The organism is Micromonospora sp. NPDC047074 (genome assembly GCF_040643815.1).
Classification (GTDB): Bacteria; Actinomycetota; Actinomycetes; order Mycobacteriales; family Micromonosporaceae; genus Micromonospora.
In genome coordinates, this window is the sequence record NZ_JBEYVB010000020.1 from 40,844 (window position 1) to 57,606 (window position 16,763).

At 73.8% G+C, this 16,763-nt stretch carries 20 protein-coding genes; 9 read left to right on the forward strand and 11 right to left on the reverse strand.

Annotation, left to right across the window (positions count from 1 at the left end):
* Nucleotides 1-25 precede the first annotated feature (25 nt).
* Nucleotides 26-220, forward strand: a complete 195-nt coding sequence (locus ABZ809_RS22410; RefSeq protein ID WP_357564520.1) for a hypothetical protein — start codon at nt 26-28, stop codon at nt 218-220.
* A gap of 178 nt (nt 221-398) precedes the next feature.
* Here ABZ809_RS22410 and ABZ809_RS22415 read toward each other — a convergent pair whose 3' ends face one another.
* The 7 genes from ABZ809_RS22415 to ABZ809_RS22445 all read right to left on the reverse strand — a co-directional run bounded on the left by ABZ809_RS22415 (nt 399) and on the right by ABZ809_RS22445 (nt 5,112).
* A complete protein-coding gene (locus ABZ809_RS22415) occupies nt 399-602 on the reverse strand; it encodes a cold-shock protein (RefSeq protein WP_007075740.1) in 204 nt (67 codons plus the stop codon).
* Nucleotides 603-955: 353 nt separating this feature from the next.
* Nucleotides 956-1,228 carry a DUF4235 domain-containing protein gene (locus ABZ809_RS22420; RefSeq protein WP_357564521.1) on the reverse strand — a complete coding sequence of 91 codons (273 nt, stop codon included), beginning with the start codon at nt 1,226-1,228 and terminating at the stop codon, nt 956-958.
* Nucleotides 1,225-1,563, reverse strand: coding sequence for a DUF3618 domain-containing protein (locus ABZ809_RS22425; protein WP_357564522.1), 339 nt, complete (start codon nt 1,561-1,563; stop codon nt 1,225-1,227). The genes ABZ809_RS22420 and ABZ809_RS22425 overlap by 4 nt, the downstream gene beginning before the upstream one ends.
* Entirely contained in the window at nt 1,560-1,994 is a 435-nt protein-coding gene (locus tag ABZ809_RS22430; protein WP_357564523.1) for a phage holin family protein, read from the reverse strand. The genes ABZ809_RS22425 and ABZ809_RS22430 overlap by 4 nt, the downstream gene beginning before the upstream one ends.
* A 568-nt stretch (nt 1,995-2,562) precedes the next feature.
* Complete coding sequence (locus ABZ809_RS22435) at nt 2,563-3,759, reverse strand: mechanosensitive ion channel domain-containing protein (protein WP_357564524.1); 1,197 nt, start codon at nt 3,757-3,759, stop codon at nt 2,563-2,565.
* Between the two features lie 104 nt (nt 3,760-3,863).
* Nucleotides 3,864-4,685 (reverse strand): DUF1206 domain-containing protein, encoded by an 822-nt coding sequence (locus ABZ809_RS22440; RefSeq protein WP_357564525.1) that lies wholly within the window; start codon nt 4,683-4,685, stop codon nt 3,864-3,866.
* Nucleotides 4,686-4,746: 61 nt separating this feature from the next.
* The gene (locus ABZ809_RS22445) at nt 4,747-5,112 is read right to left on the reverse strand and encodes a hypothetical protein (protein WP_357564526.1); all 366 of its coding nucleotides are present in this window, start codon (nt 5,110-5,112) and stop codon (nt 4,747-4,749) included.
* Nucleotides 5,113-5,204: 92 nt separating this feature from the next.
* On the opposite strand from ABZ809_RS22445, the gene ABZ809_RS22450 reads away from it, so the two are divergent.
* The gene (locus ABZ809_RS22450; RefSeq protein WP_357564527.1) at nt 5,205-6,431 is read left to right on the forward strand and encodes a cysteine desulfurase-like protein; all 1,227 of its coding nucleotides are present in this window, start codon (nt 5,205-5,207) and stop codon (nt 6,429-6,431) included.
* Nucleotides 6,428-6,715: a GNAT family N-acetyltransferase gene (locus tag ABZ809_RS22455; protein WP_357564528.1), complete on the forward strand. Its 288-nt coding sequence runs from the start codon at nt 6,428-6,430 to the stop codon at nt 6,713-6,715. Before ABZ809_RS22450 ends, ABZ809_RS22455 begins: the two co-directional genes overlap by 4 nt.
* Nucleotides 6,716-6,757: 42 nt before the next feature.
* On the opposite strand, the gene ABZ809_RS22460 is transcribed toward ABZ809_RS22455, so the two are convergent.
* Complete coding sequence (locus ABZ809_RS22460) at nt 6,758-8,254, reverse strand: glycoside hydrolase family 3 protein (RefSeq protein WP_357564529.1); 1,497 nt, start codon at nt 8,252-8,254, stop codon at nt 6,758-6,760.
* 262 nt (nt 8,255-8,516) lie between these two features.
* Between ABZ809_RS22460 and ABZ809_RS22465 the strand changes: the two genes are divergently transcribed.
* The gene (locus ABZ809_RS22465; protein WP_255474757.1) at nt 8,517-8,639 is read left to right on the forward strand and encodes a hypothetical protein; all 123 of its coding nucleotides are present in this window, start codon (nt 8,517-8,519) and stop codon (nt 8,637-8,639) included.
* 75 nt (nt 8,640-8,714) lie between these two features.
* Nucleotides 8,715-9,665: a TIGR03557 family F420-dependent LLM class oxidoreductase gene (locus ABZ809_RS22470; RefSeq protein ID WP_357564530.1), complete on the forward strand. Its 951-nt coding sequence runs from the start codon at nt 8,715-8,717 to the stop codon at nt 9,663-9,665.
* A gap of 25 nt (nt 9,666-9,690) precedes the next feature.
* On the opposite strand, the gene ABZ809_RS22475 is transcribed toward ABZ809_RS22470, so the two are convergent.
* Entirely contained in the window at nt 9,691-10,533 is an 843-nt protein-coding gene (locus ABZ809_RS22475) for a PH domain-containing protein (protein ID WP_357564531.1), read from the reverse strand.
* Between the two features lie 114 nt (nt 10,534-10,647).
* Here ABZ809_RS22475 and ABZ809_RS22480 point away from each other — a divergent pair, with 114 nt between their 5' ends.
* Together ABZ809_RS22480 and ABZ809_RS22485 are read left to right on the forward strand one after the other, a co-directional pair.
* A complete protein-coding gene (locus ABZ809_RS22480; RefSeq protein ID WP_357564532.1) occupies nt 10,648-12,279 on the forward strand; it encodes a RecQ family ATP-dependent DNA helicase in 1,632 nt (543 codons plus the stop codon).
* 67 nt (nt 12,280-12,346) lie between these two features.
* Nucleotides 12,347-12,850: a hypothetical protein gene (locus ABZ809_RS22485; RefSeq protein WP_357564533.1), complete on the forward strand. Its 504-nt coding sequence runs from the start codon at nt 12,347-12,349 to the stop codon at nt 12,848-12,850.
* Nucleotides 12,851-12,932: 82 nt separating this feature from the next.
* Here ABZ809_RS22485 and ABZ809_RS22490 read toward each other — a convergent pair whose 3' ends face one another.
* Both ABZ809_RS22490 and ABZ809_RS22495 read right to left on the reverse strand, forming a co-directional pair.
* On the reverse strand, nt 12,933-13,706 hold the full coding sequence (locus tag ABZ809_RS22490; RefSeq protein ID WP_357564534.1) for an ABC transporter permease: 774 nt from the start codon (nt 13,704-13,706) through the stop codon (nt 12,933-12,935).
* Entirely contained in the window at nt 13,699-14,664 is a 966-nt protein-coding gene (locus tag ABZ809_RS22495; RefSeq protein ID WP_357564535.1) for an ATP-binding cassette domain-containing protein, read from the reverse strand. Before ABZ809_RS22495 ends, ABZ809_RS22490 begins: the two co-directional genes overlap by 8 nt.
* Nucleotides 14,665-14,764: 100 nt before the next feature.
* Here ABZ809_RS22495 and ABZ809_RS22500 point away from each other — a divergent pair, with 100 nt between their 5' ends.
* Both ABZ809_RS22500 and ABZ809_RS22505 read left to right on the forward strand, forming a co-directional pair.
* Nucleotides 14,765-15,541: a TetR/AcrR family transcriptional regulator gene (locus ABZ809_RS22500; protein WP_357564536.1), complete on the forward strand. Its 777-nt coding sequence runs from the start codon at nt 14,765-14,767 to the stop codon at nt 15,539-15,541.
* A gap of 107 nt (nt 15,542-15,648) precedes the next feature.
* Nucleotides 15,649-16,629: a helix-turn-helix domain-containing protein gene (locus tag ABZ809_RS22505; RefSeq protein ID WP_357564537.1), complete on the forward strand. Its 981-nt coding sequence runs from the start codon at nt 15,649-15,651 to the stop codon at nt 16,627-16,629.
* Nucleotides 16,630-16,763: the final 134 nt, after the last annotated feature.

Consider the following 16,763-nt stretch of genomic DNA (forward strand, 5'->3'; position numbering starts at 1 on the left):
GCCGAATCGACGGAGGGAAATCGCGATGAAGGGCTGGCTGCCACTCACCCTCGGCCTGCTCGCCGTGGTCGGCGGTGCGGTGTGGACCGTACAGGGCCTCGGCTACGTCGAGGGCAGCATGATGACCGACCAACGGATCTGGGCAATGGTCGGACCCGCCGTCGTCCTGGCCGGGCTCGTCGCGCTCGGGCTCGGGATGCGCGCCCGCCGACGCCGCTGAGCCACCGCCGGCCGGCCGGCCGTAGGCGGTGGCCGGCCGAGGCGGTGGCATGGCCCGGAAGCGGCAGTGGCTGGGGCCGTCAACGCGGAAAGCCCCGCATCCCGGGCGGGATACGGGGCTTCACTTGTGATCCGGGCGCCGGATCACCCACCGGCCGGCTGCTTCCGACCGGCACTGCTCAGATGGGGCGGACCTGCTCGGCCTGCGGACCCTTCTGACCCTGGGCGATCTCGAACTCCACCCGCTGGTTCTCCTCCAGCGTGCGGTAGCCGCTGGTCTGGATGGCCGAGAAGTGGACGAACACGTCAGCACCCCCGCCGTCGACGGTGATGAAGCCGAAGCCCTTGTCAGCGTTGAACCACTTCACGGTTCCCTGCGCCATGTGTATCTCCTTCTAAAACTGGCGGCCGAGCACGCCGTGCGGCCGATTGGCCGTTTTCGAGCAGCGGCGCCTGAGGCGGCCCCCGGTGAAGGAGACTTCTCTCAACCCACGCCATCTCGCAACAGCGGGGAACAGCAAACCACGTACGCAAAAACTCTGCACAGCCTACCGGACGAAATTCTCCGACATGTGACCTGACGGATGCCGAAGATCCGCTGGGTGGGCCCTTACCCCCGGGCGAAAGGCCCCCGCACCGACACGGCGATGCGGGGGCTCATGGCCTACTCCGACCATTCCGACGGCTTTGTCCGGTAGCCCTGTCAGGACCCGGTCAGCCCACCGGCCTCCGCCGGTCAGTCCGGCCAACTCCCGGTCAGCCGGCGTACGCCCACCGCGCCGCCCCGGTCGACGGCGGCCCGGACGACCGAGAAGATGGCGCCCTGCAACGCCGCCGCCGCCAGGATCTCGCCCCAGCGGCGGTCCTCGTCGGTGGCGCTGGGCGCCTCGCCGTCGCCCGCCGTCACCTTCCAGACCTGCCGGAAGATCATGCCCGCGACCGCACCGGCGGCGATACCCATCAGCACGCCGACCGGCTTGTACGCGGCCTTTCCGATGCTCCTGCTCACCGCTGCCTCCCCCGAACGATCACCAGCACGATCGCGGCGGCCACCGCGCCGGCCGCGAGGGCGACGAGCGGTGCCGGACGACGCCGGACGGCAGCGCCCCTCTGCCGCGCCTGCCCCCGGGCGAGCTCCGCCTGCCCGCGCAACCGGGAAACGGTCTGCGCGGCCTGGTCGCGCACCCGCTCCTTGGCCTGGTCGGCCGACGACCTCAGCCGCGCCTTGACGTCGGCCTTGGCGGCCAACGCCTCCATCGTCTCGCCCAACTCGACCCGGGTCCGCCGGATCTCCTCCCGTAGCGCCTCGGTGTCGCCGCTACCCCGACCGTTGCCCGCTGTCATGCCCGTCCCCTGTCCCGCACCGCGGCGGTGACCGTGTCCACGTCGGCCCGGACGCTGCGCACCGTGCTGGCCGGCACCGGCGGCACCGCCTGGCTGACCTGCTTCTTGCCCACCAGGGCGAGGACGCCGGCCGCCGCGAAGAGCACCACCGCGACGATCAGGGCAGCCGCCCAGGCCGGAAGCACCAGGTCGAGCAGCAGGATCGCGGTGGCGACCAGGGCACCCAGGCCGAAGAGCGCCAGCGCCCCGCCGCCACCGAAGAGGCCGATGCCGATGCCGGCATGCTTGCCCTTCTGGGTCAGCTCCGCCCGGGCCAGGGCCAGCTCGTCGCGGACCAGTCGGGAAACCTGCTCCGTGGCCCGCTGCACCAGCTCGGCGGTGGACGGCTCACTCCCGTTGCGGGAGGCGCGAGTGTTCGCCACGTCAGCCATGCTGTCCTCCTTTCGTCATCACCGCGCTGTATGCCCGGAGTCGCCGCCCGTCAATCCTTCGCGCGGCAGCCGGTGAGCTGGACCGCCGCCCCCGGTGCCGCCGGCCGGCACGGGAGAAAGGCGCAGAAGCGTCGCGCAGCAGGTCCCCACGAAACGCCCGGTCAAACTTCCCGAGCCACCGCACTCCGCCCGGCAACCCCACGAGGCACAACCCCGCCCACACCTCCAACCCCCCGCACCCCTCACAGGACACGCCCCGCCCCCGCCCCTCCCTCGCCCCCGCCCCCGCCCCCGCCCCCGCGATCTTGCACTTCCCGCCCGGGCAGAAGCCGCAAACGTCACGATCGACGGACCGAAAGTGCAAGATCGCGGGGCAGCGCCCGCAAAGCAGTCCGGCGGCCCGCGATCTTGCACTAGTGGCCCCGAAAAAGGGGGCATTCTTCGCATACGCGGGGCACAGAGTGCAAGATCGCGGGATCGGCGGGCGCGGGGCGGCGCGGGCGCGGGGCGGGGCGGCGCGGGCGGGGCGGCGCGGGGCGGGGCGGGGCGGGGCGGGGCCGGGCTGGGGTTAGCGGCGGGGGGTGGTGGAGTCTTCCGGGCCCACGAAGGCCTCGCTGCGGGCGTCGCCGTCGTCGCTGCCGCCGAACACCCGGGCGTCGTCGGGCACCTCGCCGTCGGCGAGACGGGGCGTCGGGCGACGGGGGCGTACCCACTGCCACGCCAGGTTGCTCTCGGCGTCGCCGATCTCGGTACGCATCCGGGGCATCGCGGTCGGCCGGTGGTCGCGGATCCAGGCCACCAGGTGCTCGCGGACCAGGCAGCGAAGGTCCCACAGACTGCCGGCGTCGGCCGCGCTGACCAGGGCCCGGACCTTGATCGTGCCGCCCGTCGCGTCGGTCACCTGGAGCACGCAGACCCGGCCGTCCCACAGCTCGGTGCTCTCCGCCAGGCGGCGCAGCTCCTCCCGCATGGCCTGCACCGGCACCGCCCAGTCGACGTCGAACTCGGCGGTGCCGAGCACCGCCGCCTCGGTCCGGGTCCAGTTCTGGAACGGCTTGGTGGTGAAGTAGGAGGTGGGCAGGATCAGCCGCCGGTCGTCCCAGATCTGCACCACCACGTAGCTGAGCGTCAGCTCCTCGATCCGGCCCCACTCCCCCTCGACCACCACCACGTCGTCGAGGCGGACCGCGTCGCTGAAGGCGAGCTGGAGGCCGGCGAAGACGTTGCCCAGCAGGCTCTGCGCGGCCAGCGCGGCGACCACACCCGCGACACCGGCGCTGGTCAGCACGCCGGCGCCGATGCCGCGTACGGCGGGGAAGGTCATCAGCATCACGCCGACCGCCAGCACGACGATCACCGCGATGGTCAGCCGGCGCAGCATGACCACCTGGGTACGCACCCGGCGCGCGTGCCGGTTGTCCGGCACGTCCACCCGGAACCGGGCCAGCGCGGTGTCCTCGGCCACCACGAGCAGCGACGCGACCAGCCAGGCGACGCTGGCGATGACGCCCAGCACCAGCAGGTGCAGCAGCACCTGCCGCCACTGTTCGCCGACGGCGTAGCCGGTGCTGAACCGGACGGCGAACTGGACGGCGAGGACGGTGGCGGCGACCTGGATCGACCGGTGCGCGTGCTCGGTGAGCTCGGTCAGCAGCAGCGAGCGTCGGCCGACCCGCCGGATCACCCGGTGCGCGACCTCGACCACGAACAGGGCGATCGCCGCCGCGGCGAACGCGGCGACGATCGTCCCGAGGTAGCTCTGCAAGGTTCTTCCTCCTCCTCGCGCCGGGCGACGCGCTTCGGGCGGGGGCCCGGACGCGCTTCGGGCAAAGGCCCAATAGTGCCCGGCGTAGCCGGAATCGACCAGGCTCAGACCTTGCGGTACCGGGACTGGAGGAAGCAGAAGACGCCGAAGGCGGCGATACCGAGCGCCACCAGGGTGAGCAGCCACTGGCCGTACGACTGGTCGCGCAGCGTGTGCAGCGCCGCGTCCAGGCCGCGGGCCTTCTCCGGGTCGTAGTTGACGGCGGCCACGATGATCAGCAGGCCGGAGATGCCGTACGCGACGCCCTTGGAGATGTAGCCGGCCATGCCGAGGCGACGGGCGAGCTGGCGCGTCTTCGGGCTCATCTCACCGGTCTTGAGGTGCTTCTCGAAGCGCTTGATGATGCCGTAGATGACCAGGCCGACGCCGATCGCGGCGAGGACGAGCCCGGCCAGGCCGACCAGCCAGCGGCCACCGGAGGACTCCATCGCCTTGCCGGTCAGCGCCTCCTGCTGGTCGGCGCTGTTGGAGCCGGCGTCCCGGAAGACCTTGAAGGCCGTCCAGGCGAAGTAGAGGTAGACGATGGTGCGCCCCGCCGAGGCGAGCCGTTCCCAGACCCGCTCCTTGCCGCGCTCGGCGCGGTGCCCGACGGCCGCTTCGAGGGCCTGCCAGATCGCCATGGCGAGCAGGCCGACCGCGATCGTGATGACGAGGAACTTGCCCAGTGGCTGGGCGGCGAGGGTACGAAGCGCACCGGACTGGTCGCCGTCGTCGGCGGGCTTGCCGAACGCGATCTGGAGGGCCAGCCAGGCGAACAGGAGGTGCACGATGCCGTAGCCGATGAATCCGACTCGGGCCAACAGTTCGAGCCACCTGCTGTTCGCCGTGCGGGAGGCGGTGGCTTCGGCGTTCCGGGTGAGTGACATGGCGCCACAATCTCCGAACGCGAGGTTTTCCAAACGTCTGCCACCGCCGCCCGCGGCGGGCTCAGTTGCCCGGGTTCCTCGACACCCGGATCTTGACCTCCTGCTCGGTGACGCTGTCCAGCGTCACCCCGAGGCCACCGACCTCGGCGGCCTGCTGGCCCACCGTCAGCGACAGCTGCTCGCCGGCGATCTCGACGGTCACCTGGTCGCCCTGCGCGCCGACCAGCTTGGCCTCCACCCCGAGGATGGTGGCGCTGGCCTCCACGCCCCGGTCGAAGGTGACCGTGCAGGCGTCCAGACCGCAGTCGGTGCTGGCGCCCTCGGAGCTGCAACCGGACAGCACGGCGACGCCGAGCGCCAGGGCGGCGAACAGGCCGGCGGCCCGGCGGGTGGGGGTGAGGGGGAAGTTAACGCGTCGGTTCGTCACCTCCACAAGGGTACGAGACACCGGCCAGCCGGGCAGAGGTGTGATCATCCGCGCAGGTGGGGCACGCGTGGCGGCGGGTTAGGGTCCCGGGCATGCCGTTCGACATCGCCCGCACCCGGGCCGCCTATCCCGCCCTCGCCGAGGGCTTCGTCCACCTCGACGGCGCCGGGGGCACGCAGACCGCCGCTCCGGTGATCGACGCGGTCACCGACGCGATGCGGGCGGCGGTGGGCAACCGCAGCGCCGCGTTCACGCCCGGCCGCCGGTCGCTGGAGATGGTGGCCGCCGCCCGCTCGGCGGTGGCCGACCTGCTCGGCGCAACGCCGGACGGGGTGGTGCTGGGGCCGAGCGCGACGGCACTGACGTACGCCCTGGCCCGTACCCTCGGCGCCGGCTGGCGGCCCGGTGACGAGGTGGTGCTCTCCCGGCTCGACCACGACGCGAACGTGCGCCCCTGGGTGCAGGCGGCCGAGGCGGCCGGTGCGACGGTGCGCTGGGCCGAGTTCGACCGGGACACCGCCGACCTGCCGGCGGCCCGCTTCGCGGAGCTGGTCGGCGAGCGGACCCGGCTGGTCGCGGTGACGGCGGGCAGCAACGCCACCGGCACGGTCCCGGACGTGGCGGCGATCGCCGCGACGGCGCACGCCGCCGGCGCGCTGGTCTGCGTCGACGGGGTGCACTCGGTGCCGCACGGCCCCACCGACGTCGCCGCGCTGGGGGCCGACTTCCTGGTCACCAGCGCCTACAAGTGGTCCGGCCCGCACCTGGCCGCGATGGTCGCCGACCCGGCCGCCTGGGAGCGGCTGCGCCCGGCGAAGCTGCTGCCGTCCTCCGACGCCGTGCCGGAGCGCTTCGAGTACGGCACCCCGAGCTTCCCGATGCTGGCCGGGGTCGCCGCCGCGGTGGACCACCTGGCCGGGCTGGACCCGGCGGCCACCGGGAGCCGGCGCGAGCGGCTGGTCGCCGGGCTGACGGCCGCGCAGGCGTACGAGGAGTCGCTGCTGGACCAGTTGCTCGCCGGGTTGGCCGCGCTGCCCGGCGTCACGGTCCTCGGCTCTCCCGCCCGGCGCTGCCCGACGGTGTCCTTCCGGCTGGCCGGGCTGTCCCCCCAGCGGACCCAGGAGGAGCTGGGGGCGGCCGGCCTCTGCCTCTCCGCCGGCGACTACTACGCGTACGAGTACTTCCAGACGATGGGGCTGCGGGACAGCGGCGGGGCGGTGCGCGCCAGCCTCTACCACTACAACACCGCCGACGAGGTGGCCCGGTTGCTCGCCGAACTGGACAGGCTCACCGACGGTGGGGGCAGAATGGCGGGGTGAGCACCCTGGTCGAGGACAATCCCGCCAAGCACCGGTTCGAGATCCTGGTCGACGACGCGCTGGCCGGGTTCACCGCCTACATCCCGCGCGGCGAGGTACTGGTCTTCACCCACACCGAGGTGGACGAGCGGTTCCAGAACATGGGCGTGGGCGCGGCCCTGATCCGGGGCACGCTCGACCAGCTCCGCGAGCGGGGCACGGCGGTGGTGCCGCGCTGCCCGTTCATGGCCGCCTTCATCGACCGGCACCCCGAGTACGCCGACCTGGTCGTCCCCGCGCCGTAGCGCGAAGCTCCGGCGCGGGCCGGTGACCGGCTCAGCGGTGGGTCAACGGCGGGTGAGCAGCTCGGCGGCGGCGTGCCCGGCGGCCCGGGTGGCGCCGTGCGTGGCGACGTGGACCGCGCCGACCACCAGCTCGGGCACGCCCAGCTCCACCACGACCGCGTCCGGCCGGGCGGCCAGCGCGCGGGTCACCGCCGCCCGCATCCAGTCGTGCCGGTGCAGGTCGCGCACCACCAGCACCACGCACCGGCCGGCGGCCCCGACGGTCGGGTCGGCGGGCACGTCGGCCTCGGCGTACCGGACGGTGGTGGTACCGGTGAGCAGTGCGGTCAGCGGGGCGGCGAGCCCCCACGGGGTCTCCGGGCCGATCGCGATGTTGCGCGGCGGCTCGAACTCGACCACGTGCGCCGGGCCGGCCAACGGCAGCACGCCGACGCCGGCCGGCGCGGTGGTGACCCGTAGGGCCCGGCGGGCGGCGGCCAGCCCGACGGCCGAGCCGTCGACGCCGGGCCGGGGGTGGGGCGGGGCGTCGGCGCGGGCGGCCACGGTCCACGCGGCGAGCTGACCCACCCGCTTGGCGGCCTCGGCGAGGCGTTCCTCCGGCAGGTCGCCGGCGACGACCGCGGCGACGATCGCGTCCCGCAGCAGCCGGGCGGAGTCCTCGTCGGCACGCTCCCCGCCGATGCAGATCGCGTCGGCGCCGGCCGCGAGGGCGTGCACCGTCGCGCCCGCGAAGCCGTACCGGTCGGCGACCGCCCGCATCTCCACCGCGTCGGTGACCACGACGCCGGAGAAGCCCAGCTCGTCGCGGAGCAGCCCGCCCAGGATCCGGCCGCTGAGCGTCGCCGGCAGCTCCGCGTCCAGCGCCGGCACCAGCAGGTGGCCGGTCATCACCGCCTGCACCCCGGCGCTCACGGCGGCGCGGAACGGGGCCAGTTCCACGGCGTCGAGGCGGGCCCGGTCGGCGGTGATCCGGGGCAGGTCGTGATGCGAGTCGACCTTCGTGTCGCCGTGCCCGGGAAAGTGCTTGGCGCAGGCGGCGACCCCGCCGGCCTGGAGGCCGCGCACCCAGGCGGCGGTGTGCCGGGCGACCAGCGCCGGCTCGGCGCCGAAGGAGCGTACGCCGATCACCGGGTTGGCCGGGTTGGAGTTGACGTCCGCGTCCGGGGCGTAGTCCAGGGTGATCCCCAGTGCGGCGAGGTCGGCGCCCAGGTCGCGGGCGACCTCCTCGGTCAGCGCCGGGTCGTCCACGGCGCCGAGGGCGAAGTTGCCGGGCCGGGAGCTGCCCCGGCCGGACTCGATGCGGGTCACGTCGCCGGCTTCCTCGTCGATGGCGACGATGACGTCGGGGCGTTCGGCGCGCAGGGTGGCGGTGAGGGCGGCCACCTGCTCCGGATCGACCACGTTGCGGGCGAAGAGCACCACCGAGCCGAGGCCCTCGCCGAGCCAGCGACAGACCCAGGGCGGCGGGGTGACGCCGACGAACCCCGGTTGCAGGACGGCGGCGGCCAGTGCCGGCAGGCTCCCACCGGGGGCGCTCACGCGGCCGCCCCGGCCCGGTGCGCGACGACGCGGGACGCCACCACGCGCTGTCCCGGGTCCGGCTCGTGGTGCCCGCTCACGCCGGCCCGCCCGCGTGGTGGCTGATGATTCGCTCGCTCATTGCGGTCGTCGTACCCCCGTCTTCTCCGCACCCGGCGGGCCCGCCACCGGCGGCGGTTGCTGCCAATGTTCACACCGCACGCCTAAATAGTCAATAAACCTTACAGTTGCCGTCGGGCCCGGCGCTGGGGAGAGTTCGGGGATGGATCCCCTGCTGCTGGCCGACGCGACGAGCCCGGCCGACATCCCCGGCGTACGCCTGCTCGGCCTGGTGGTCGGCGGGTTGCTGCTGCTCGCCGCGATCCGCGCGATGTTCCGCCGCTGACCACGGACGGTTCGGCTGCGCCCCTCGGGGTATCGGCTGCCTCGTCGGACCGGTACGACACGGCGAGGAGAAACCATGAGGATCGGCTACTTCCTGTCCAGCGAGGAGTTTTCGCCCGCTGAGTTGCTGGAGCAGGCGCGCGGCGCGGAACGGGCCGGCTTCGAGGCGCTCTGGATCTCCGACCACTACCACCCGTGGACGGACGCGCAGGGGCAGAGCCCCTTCGTCTGGTCGGTGATCGGCGCCCTCAGCCAGGTCTGCCGGCTGCCGGTCACCACCGCCGTCACCTGCCCGACCGTGCGCCTGCACCCGGCGGTCGTCGCGCAGGCGGCGGCGACCAGCGCGGTCATGCACTCCGGCCGGTTCGTCCTCGGCGTGGGCAGCGGGGAGGCGCTCAACGAGCACATCCTCGGCGACGCCTGGCCGCAGACCGACGTCCGGCTGGAGATGCTGGAGGAGGCCGTCGAGGTCATGCGCGAGCTGTGGCGGGGCGGCTTCGTCAACCACCACGGCAGGCACTACACCGTCGAGCACGCCCGGATCTACACGTTGCCCGACGCTCCCCCGCCGGTCTATGTCTCGGGCTTCGGTCCGAAGGCCGTCGACCTGGCGGCCCGGATCGGCGACGGCTTCGTCAACACCTCCCCGGACGCCGAGGCGGTGCGGCGGTTCCGGGAGGGCGGCGGTGGCGACAAGCCGTGCCAGGCCGGCTTCAAGGCGGCGTACGCGCAGACCGAGGAGGAGGGGATGCGGATCGCGTACGAGCGCTGGCCGAACGCCGGGGTGCCGGGCGAGCTGTCCCAGGTGCTGCCCTCGCCACGACACTTCGAGCAGGCCGCCGAGCTGGTCCGGCCGGAGATGATGAGGGACGCGTTCGTCTGCGGGCGGGACGCCGACGCCCACGTGGCCCGCATCGGGGAGTACGCGAAGGCCGGCTTCGACGAGGTCTACGTGGCCAACACCGGCCGGGACTGGCAGGGCCTGTTCGACCTCTACCAGCGCGAGGTGCTCCCCCGCGTACGGTGAGGCGGCGCCGGGGCCGGCCGGCCCGTCAGAGCGGCTGCCCGGGCACGGCACGGGTCACGGCCCGGTGCAGCCGCTCGTACCCGGCGGGGGTGCCGATGTGCGCGCGCTCGTCGGGGTGGTCGACGTGGTGACGGATCGCGTCGGCGAGGAACCACGGATGCACCCGCAGCCAGGGCAGCGCCAGCCTCGGCGCGGTCCGCGAGCCACGCGGCAGGCCGCGCCGCTCGACCAGCTCGGGACGCGTCACGGTGAGCACCAACCGGTTCTTCGACTCCTGCCGGGCCGGCGTGCCGGGAGCCAGCGCCGCCCAGGGGATCCTCCGGCGGCCGAACGGCTCCCGGACCTCGATGCCGTGGGGTGTGAGGTCGACGCGGGGACTGCCGGCGAGCACCGCCGCGACGAGCGCCCCGATCAACAGCGCGGCCACCGCCACCATGCCGGCCAGCGGCAGCAGCGCCGCGTACCGCAACGGGGCCGGTGGGGCGTCCGGGCCGTCCAGCCACTCGAGGCGCACCACCGCGCTGGTGGCGCTCACCATCACCAGCACCTGCCCGGCGACGAGCCAGGCGAAGCCGGAGACCGGCGGCACCCGCAGCCGGGCCCCACCGGGCAGCGCCAGCTCGGCCGGCCGTCGCCACGGGTCCCCCGTGGCCCACACCGACACGGCGCAGGCCAGCAGGGCCAGCCCGAACGGCACCGAGCGCAGCAGCAGGCCGGCCCAGAAGCCGGGCGGCTCCCACGCGGTGACGGTGACCGTCCAGGCCGCGGCGATCGCCAGGGCCGCGGCGACGAGCAGCCGGGGACCGGCGGCGGCGGTGACGGGCGACGGACGGACGGGGGCGGTCGGCCCGGGGCCGGCGGGAGGCATGGGCACAGGATGGCGTACGCCGTCCAGCCAAGCGGCCCCTGCTCGGGCGGCCGTGTTCCGCGCCGGAGAACGGCCGGTTTCGGCGCTGATCGCGTCGGGTACCTCCGGCCCTCGATGAAACTGTTCACGCACTCGACGACTCTGCGCCGCGCGGCCAGGAGCCTCTTCGGCTGGACGACGCTGCGGCCCCACCAGTTGGCCGCCATGCGGGCGGTGATGAAGCGCCGCGACGCCCTGGTGGTGCTGCCCACCGGCGCCGGCAAGTCGGCGATCTACCAGATCCCGGCCAGCCTGATCCCCGGCCCGACCGTGGTCATCTCCCCGCTGCTGGCCCTCCAGCAGGACCAGATCGCGGCGCTCAACGAGCGGCAGCGACCCGAGCTGCGGGCGGTGCGGATCAGCTCGAACGAGTCGGCCGCCCAGCAGGCACAGGCGATCACCGAGATCCGCGAGGGGCGGGCCGAGTTCCTCTTCATCACCCCCGAGCAGCTCGCCAATCCGGACCGGATGGCGGAGGTGAAGTCGCTCAAGCCGGCGCTGGTGGCGATCGACGAGGCGCACTGCATCTCCGCGTGGGGGCACGACTTCCGCCCCGACTACCTGGCGCTCGGCCACCTCATCGACGGCATCGGCCGGCCGCCCGTGGTGGCGCTGACCGCCACGGCCTCCCCGCCCGTACGCGACGACATCATCGCCCGGCTCCGGCTGACCGAGCCCGAGGTGGTCGTCTCCGGGCTGGACCGGCCGAACCTGTTCCTCGAGGTGGCGCACTGCCCCACCGAGGACTACCGGTGGCGGCGGCTGATCGCCCTGCTGAACGACGACACCCGGCCCGGCATCATCTACGTGCCCACCCGGCGCTCCGCCGAGGAGTTGGCGGCCCGGCTCACCGACGCCGGTTTCCCGGCCCAGTACTACCACGGCGGAATGGCGGCCGGGCCACGCGCCGAGCTGCACGAGGCGTTCCTCGCCGACCAGGTACCGATCATGGTCGCCACCTCGGCCTTCGGCATGGGCATCGACAAGCCGAACATCGCCTGGGTGGTCCACATGGCGCTGCCGGACTCGCCGGACAGCTACTTCCAGGAGATCGGGCGGGCCGGCCGGGACGGCTCGCCCGCCCGGGTGCTGCTGCTGTGGCAGGGCGAGGACGTCGGGCTGCAACGCTTCTTCAGCGGTGGCCTGCCGGACGCCGACGAGCTGCGCGACCTCTCCGCGTTGCTGCGCAAGCAGGCGCGCACCAAGAAGGAGCTGCGCGAGGTGACCGGCCTCGGCCCGCGCAAGCTGGGCCAGTACCTCGCCCTGCTGGAGCAGGTGGGCGCGGCCGAGCCACGGGCGAAGCAGCGCATCGGCGCCCCCCGCTACTCCCCCGCGCCGGTGGACGCCGCCGCGGCGGCCCTGGCGGAGGCCGAGCGGCAGCAGACCGTGACCCGCTCGCGTACCGACATGATGCGGGCCTTCGCCGAGACCACCGCCTGCCGGGGGCAGACGCTGCTGGCGTACTTCGGCGAGCAGATGACCCAGGTCTGCGGGCACTGCGACAACTGCCACGCCGGCACCAGCACCTCCGACGACGGCGCGGTCGGGCCCTTCCCCGTGCACAGCCACGTGCGGCACCCGGAGTGGGGGCCCGGCATGGTGCTGAGCTACGAGGAGGGCCGGATGACGGTGCTCTTCGACGAGGTGGGGTACAAGACGCTCTCGGTGAGCGTGGTGTCCGAACAGGGTCTGCTGACCCTCGACTAGCCTGAGCCGGGCACCGCTGGCGGGGCCTTGGACGACGATCGACATCAGTGCGGAAAGGGGCGTTGCCGTGATCGAGCAGCCGGCGTACACCGGATTCGGCTTCTCCGACGAGGAGTGGGGGCTGCTGGTCGGCCTGCCGCAGTCGGTGCTGACCGCGGCGAGCGCCGCCGAGTCCGACGGCACCAAGCGCACCATGGCCGAGAACGCGGCCGGGCTGGAGACCATCGCCGCCGGCCGGGAGTCGGCCAGCCCGCTGGTCGCCGCCGTGGCCGGCGAGATCGTCTCGCGGGTGGGCGACCCGGAGGCCGGCGAGGAGCTGCCGGCCATCGCGCCCGCCGACCCCCGGGCCTACCTGGAGGACGTGCTGGGGCGGGCCGTCGAGGCGGCGGCGCTGCTGGCCGCCCGGACGGACGAGGGCGAGGCCGGGGCGTACAAGCACTGGCTGGTGGAGATCGCCGAGCAGGTGGTGGGCGCGGCGTCGACCGGCGGCATCCTCGGCCTCGGCGGGGACGTGGTCAGCGACTCGGAGCGGCGCTTCCGCGACCGGCTCTCCCAGGTGCTCAACGACTGACGCACCACCCTGCGATACGACGGCGGCCCCGGAGCTGACTTCGGGGCCGCCGTCGCGTCGCGTGCTGCCCGGCGGGCGGTGCTCAGGCGACCCGGCGGCGGAACAGCACGGCGGTCAGCGGCACCGAGACGGCCAGGATGCCGAGGCACCAGGCCACCGCCAGGGCCGGCGCCGAGCCCGTCGGGGTGCCCAGCAACAACGCCCGCAGCGTCTCGATGACGGGCGTGACCGGCTGGTGGTCGGCGAAGCCGCGGATCCAGCTCGGCATCGTCTCCACCGGCACGAACGCGCTGCTCGGGTACGGCAGGAACATGGCCAGGAAGGTGAAGCCACTGGCGGCCTCCGGGGTACGGGCCAGCAGGCCGAACGCGGCCGACAGCCAGGACACGGCGAGCAGGAAGAGCAGCAGCACCCCGAACGCGGCCAGCCAGCGCAGCGGCGCCACGGCCGGACGGAAGCCGATGGCGACGGCCACGGCCAGCACCAGCGCGGTGGAGACGGTGTTGCGGACGATGCTGGCGACGACGTGCCCGCCGAGGATCGCGCTGGCGCTGACATCCATCGTGCGGAACCGCTCGACGACCCCGTTGGTCAGGTCGGTGGTCACGCTGACGGCGGTGGTCGCCGCGCCGAAGCTGGCGCAGAGCAGCAGTACGCCGGGCACGACGTAGGTCACGTACCGGGTACCGGTGTCGATCGCGCCGCCGAACAGGTAGACGAAGAGCAGCATCAGGAGCACCGGCAGCAGCAGCGAGGTGAGCAGCGCGTCGACGTTGCGCCGGGACAGCCGCAGGCAGCGCGCCACCATGACGACGGCCTCGCCGGCACGGGTCGGTCGCAGGGTCAGCTCAGACACCGGCCACCTCCCGGCGGGCGGTCACCGGGTCGCCGGTGAGGGTGAGGAAGACGTCGTCCAGGGTCGCCTCGCGGACGGTGAACCGGGCGATCTCCCGCTGCTCGGGGTCGACCTCGTCGAGCAGGCGGCGGATCTCGGGGGCTCCACCGCCGGTGGCCACCGCCAGTTCCAGCCGGGCGGGGTCGCGGTGCGTGACCCGCTCGCCGAGCCGCTGCGCCGCCGCGGCGAAGCTCGGCGTGTCACGCAACGTCAACTCCAGTCGGTGGGCGCCGAAGCGGCGCTTGAGGTCGCTGGCGCTGCCCTCGGCGGCCAGCCGCCCCCCGTGCAGCACGGCGATCCGGTCGGCGAGCCGGTCCGCCTCCTCGAGGTACTGCGTGGTGAGCAGCACCGTCACCCCGGCGCCGGCCAGCTCGGCGACGACCTCCCACAGGCCCTGCCGGCTGCGCGGGTCGAGGCCGGTGGTCGGCTCGTCGAGGAAGATCACGGACGGCTCGCCGACCAGGCTGGCCGCGAGGTCGAGCCGGCGGCGCATCCCGCCGGAGTAGGTCACCACCCGCCGGCCGCCCGCGGCGACCAGATCGAAGCGCTCCAGGAGATCGGCGGCCCGCCGCCGGGCCGCGGTCGGGGCCAGGCCGGCCAGCCGGGCCATCATGTGCAGGTTCTCCGTGCCGGTCTGCTGGTCGTCGAGCGCCGCGTGCTGGCCGGCGAGGCTGATCGCCCGCCGCACCCGGCGCCGGTCGCGGACCACGTCGTGACCGTCCACCCGGGCTCCGCCGTCGTCGGGCGCGGTGAGCGTGGCCAGGATCCGCACGGTCGTGGTCTTGCCCGCCCCGTTCGGGCCGAGCAGCGCGTGCACGCTGCCCCGGGCGACCCGCATGGTGAGGCCGTCGAGCACGGCCACCCCGCCGTAGGACTTGCGTAGGTCGACGGTCTCCACCGCCACGGCTGCTGTCCCCATCGCGCCTCACTCTCCGCATTCTGCGTATGGCATACGCTGTACTGCGTGCACCATACGCAGAAGATAGGATGGCGGTCAAGGTGACAACGGAGAGGTGAGGATGAGCGACCCCGACGTCGATCTGCCCGAGAGCGTCGAGCTGGCCTGGGGCCTGCGGGAACGCCCCGGCAAGGGCCCTCGGCGGAGCCTCACCATGGAGCAGGTGGTGACCGCCGGCATCCGGGTGGCCGAGGCCGACGGGCTGCCCGCGGTGTCGATGAGCCGGGTGGCCGGTGAGCTGGGCGTGGCGACCATGTCGCTCTACCGCTACGTCTCCGCAAAGAGCGACCTGCTGGAGCTGATGGCCGACGCCGCGTCCGGCGACCCCCCGGCGCCGCGCGGCCCCGACGAGGGGTGGCGGCCGGCCCTCGCCCGCTGGGCGCGCGCCAACATGGTGGCGATCCACCGCCACCCGTGGATCCGGCAGGTCCCGGTCAGCGGCCCGCCGTTGGGCCCCAACGGGGTCCGCTGGATGGAGCAGGGGCTGGCCGCCCTGCGCGGCACCGGCCTCAACGCCGCCGAACGGCTCTCGGCGATCATGCTGGTCAACGGGTACGCCCGGTACTGGGCCACGCTCACCGTCGACATGACCGAGGCGGCGGCGCGCAGGCAGCTCAGCCCCGACGACGTCGGAGTGCACTACTGGCAGCAGCTCGCCCGGCTGACCCGGCACGGCCCCTACCCGGCGATCCGGGAACTGCTGGCGGAGGAGGCCGACGGCGGGGCGGAGACCGCCGGTGGGGAGGAAGAGGAGTTCGAGGCGGAGTGGCGGTTCAGCCTCGACCGGATCCTCGACGGCATCGAGGTGCTGATCCGCAGTCGCACGGCGGCCGGCTGACCGGGCCGATCGCCCGGACCGGCGTCCGCAAGGGCCGAAAACCCTGGGCGGGCGGTCGGCCACGGTGGACAATGGCCGCCGGACCGGCGCGAACGTGGGGGGCGCGGATGCTGTTGCGGAACACCGTCGACACCACACAGGTGCCGGCGGCAGAACGCTTCGGGATGTGGCTCGACCTGGTGTCCCGTACGTCGTCGCCGCTGCGGATCCGGACGGAGCACGCGCACGACTTCACCGCCCGGGCCGACGTCATCGAGCTCGGGCCGATCCGGGTGGCCAACCACCGTTATCCCTCGCTGGAGGGCGTCCAGACGCCGAAGCTGCTCCGCCAGTCGGGACTGGAGATGTACACGCTGGCGCTCACCGTCAACGGCGACAGCGCGGCCAACCAGGCGGGCCACAGCAGCGTGCTGGGGCCAGGCGAGTTCGTCTTCTACGACGGGTCACGGCCTTACGGGATCCGACACATCGGCGACGACGGCGGCCGGCAGCCGGCCCGCTCCGTCGTGGCGCTCATCCCGCACGCCGCGCTGCCACTGCCGCCGGACCGGCTGGCGCCCCTGCTCGGCGGGCGGATGTCGGGCAGCGAGGGGATCGGCGCGCTGCTGGCCCAGTTCCTCGGCCAGATCGCCAACCATCCCGAGCAGTACCACGCCACCGACGCCGTCCGGCTCGGCACCGTCGGCCTCGACCTGGCGTCCACCATGCTCGGTCGGCACCTGCTCAGGGAGGACAACGTCCCGACCGACGTCCGCCGACGCGCGCTTTTCACGGAGGTGCAGGCGTACATCCAGCGGCACCTCGGGGACGCGACGCTGAACCCGCAGACGGTGGCCGACGCGCACCACATCTCGCTGCGTACGCTGCACCGGCTCTTCGCGGCCGAGGAGTCGACGGTCGCGTCGTACATCCGTGACCTGCGGCTGGCCCGGTGCCGGCGCGACCTCGCCGACCCGGGCCTGCGCGGGCAGCCCGTCAAGGCGATCGCGGCACGCTGGGGCTTTCCGGACAAGGCGCACTTCAGCCGCGTCTTCCGCAGTGCGCACGGGGTCACGCCGCAGGCCTGGCGGGCCGGCGAGAAGGGCTAGCCCGGCACGGAAAACCAACCCGGCGGCGTCCACAGTCAACCTTCGGGGGGCAGACTCGATCCTGAGGCGCCCCGACCCTCCCCGCCGCCGGCGGCAGCGGGATCGGGCCGCCAACGGGGGCCGCGGCGAGCCGC

Excerpts from the sequence above, each read along its gene's own strand:
- ABZ809_RS22480 (WP_357564532.1), top strand. The coding sequence starts at position 10,648 with ATGAAACTGTTCACGCACTCGACGACTCTGCGCCGCGCGGCCAGGAGC.
- ABZ809_RS22415 (WP_007075740.1), bottom strand. The coding sequence starts at position 602 with ATGGCGCAGGGAACCGTGAAGTGGTTCAACGCTGACAAGGGCTTCGGC.
- ABZ809_RS22505 (WP_357564537.1), top strand. The coding sequence starts at position 15,649 with ATGCTGTTGCGGAACACCGTCGACACCACACAGGTGCCGGCGGCAGAA.
- ABZ809_RS22495 (WP_357564535.1), bottom strand. The coding sequence starts at position 14,664 with ATGGGGACAGCAGCCGTGGCGGTGGAGACCGTCGACCTACGCAAGTCC.
- ABZ809_RS22470 (WP_357564530.1), top strand. The coding sequence starts at position 8,715 with ATGAGGATCGGCTACTTCCTGTCCAGCGAGGAGTTTTCGCCCGCTGAG.
- ABZ809_RS22500 (WP_357564536.1), top strand. The coding sequence starts at position 14,765 with ATGAGCGACCCCGACGTCGATCTGCCCGAGAGCGTCGAGCTGGCCTGG.
- ABZ809_RS22475 (WP_357564531.1), bottom strand. The coding sequence starts at position 10,533 with ATGCCTCCCGCCGGCCCCGGGCCGACCGCCCCCGTCCGTCCGTCGCCC.
- ABZ809_RS22465 (WP_255474757.1), top strand. The coding sequence starts at position 8,517 with ATGGATCCCCTGCTGCTGGCCGACGCGACGAGCCCGGCCGACATCCCC.
- ABZ809_RS22410 (WP_357564520.1), top strand. The coding sequence starts at position 26 with ATGAAGGGCTGGCTGCCACTCACCCTCGGCCTGCTCGCCGTGGTCGGC.
- ABZ809_RS22440 (WP_357564525.1), bottom strand. The coding sequence starts at position 4,685 with ATGTCACTCACCCGGAACGCCGAAGCCACCGCCTCCCGCACGGCGAAC.
- ABZ809_RS22430 (WP_357564523.1), bottom strand. The coding sequence starts at position 1,994 with ATGGCTGACGTGGCGAACACTCGCGCCTCCCGCAACGGGAGTGAGCCG.
- ABZ809_RS22450 (WP_357564527.1), top strand. The coding sequence starts at position 5,205 with ATGCCGTTCGACATCGCCCGCACCCGGGCCGCCTATCCCGCCCTCGCC.
- ABZ809_RS22425 (WP_357564522.1), bottom strand. The coding sequence starts at position 1,563 with ATGACAGCGGGCAACGGTCGGGGTAGCGGCGACACCGAGGCGCTACGG.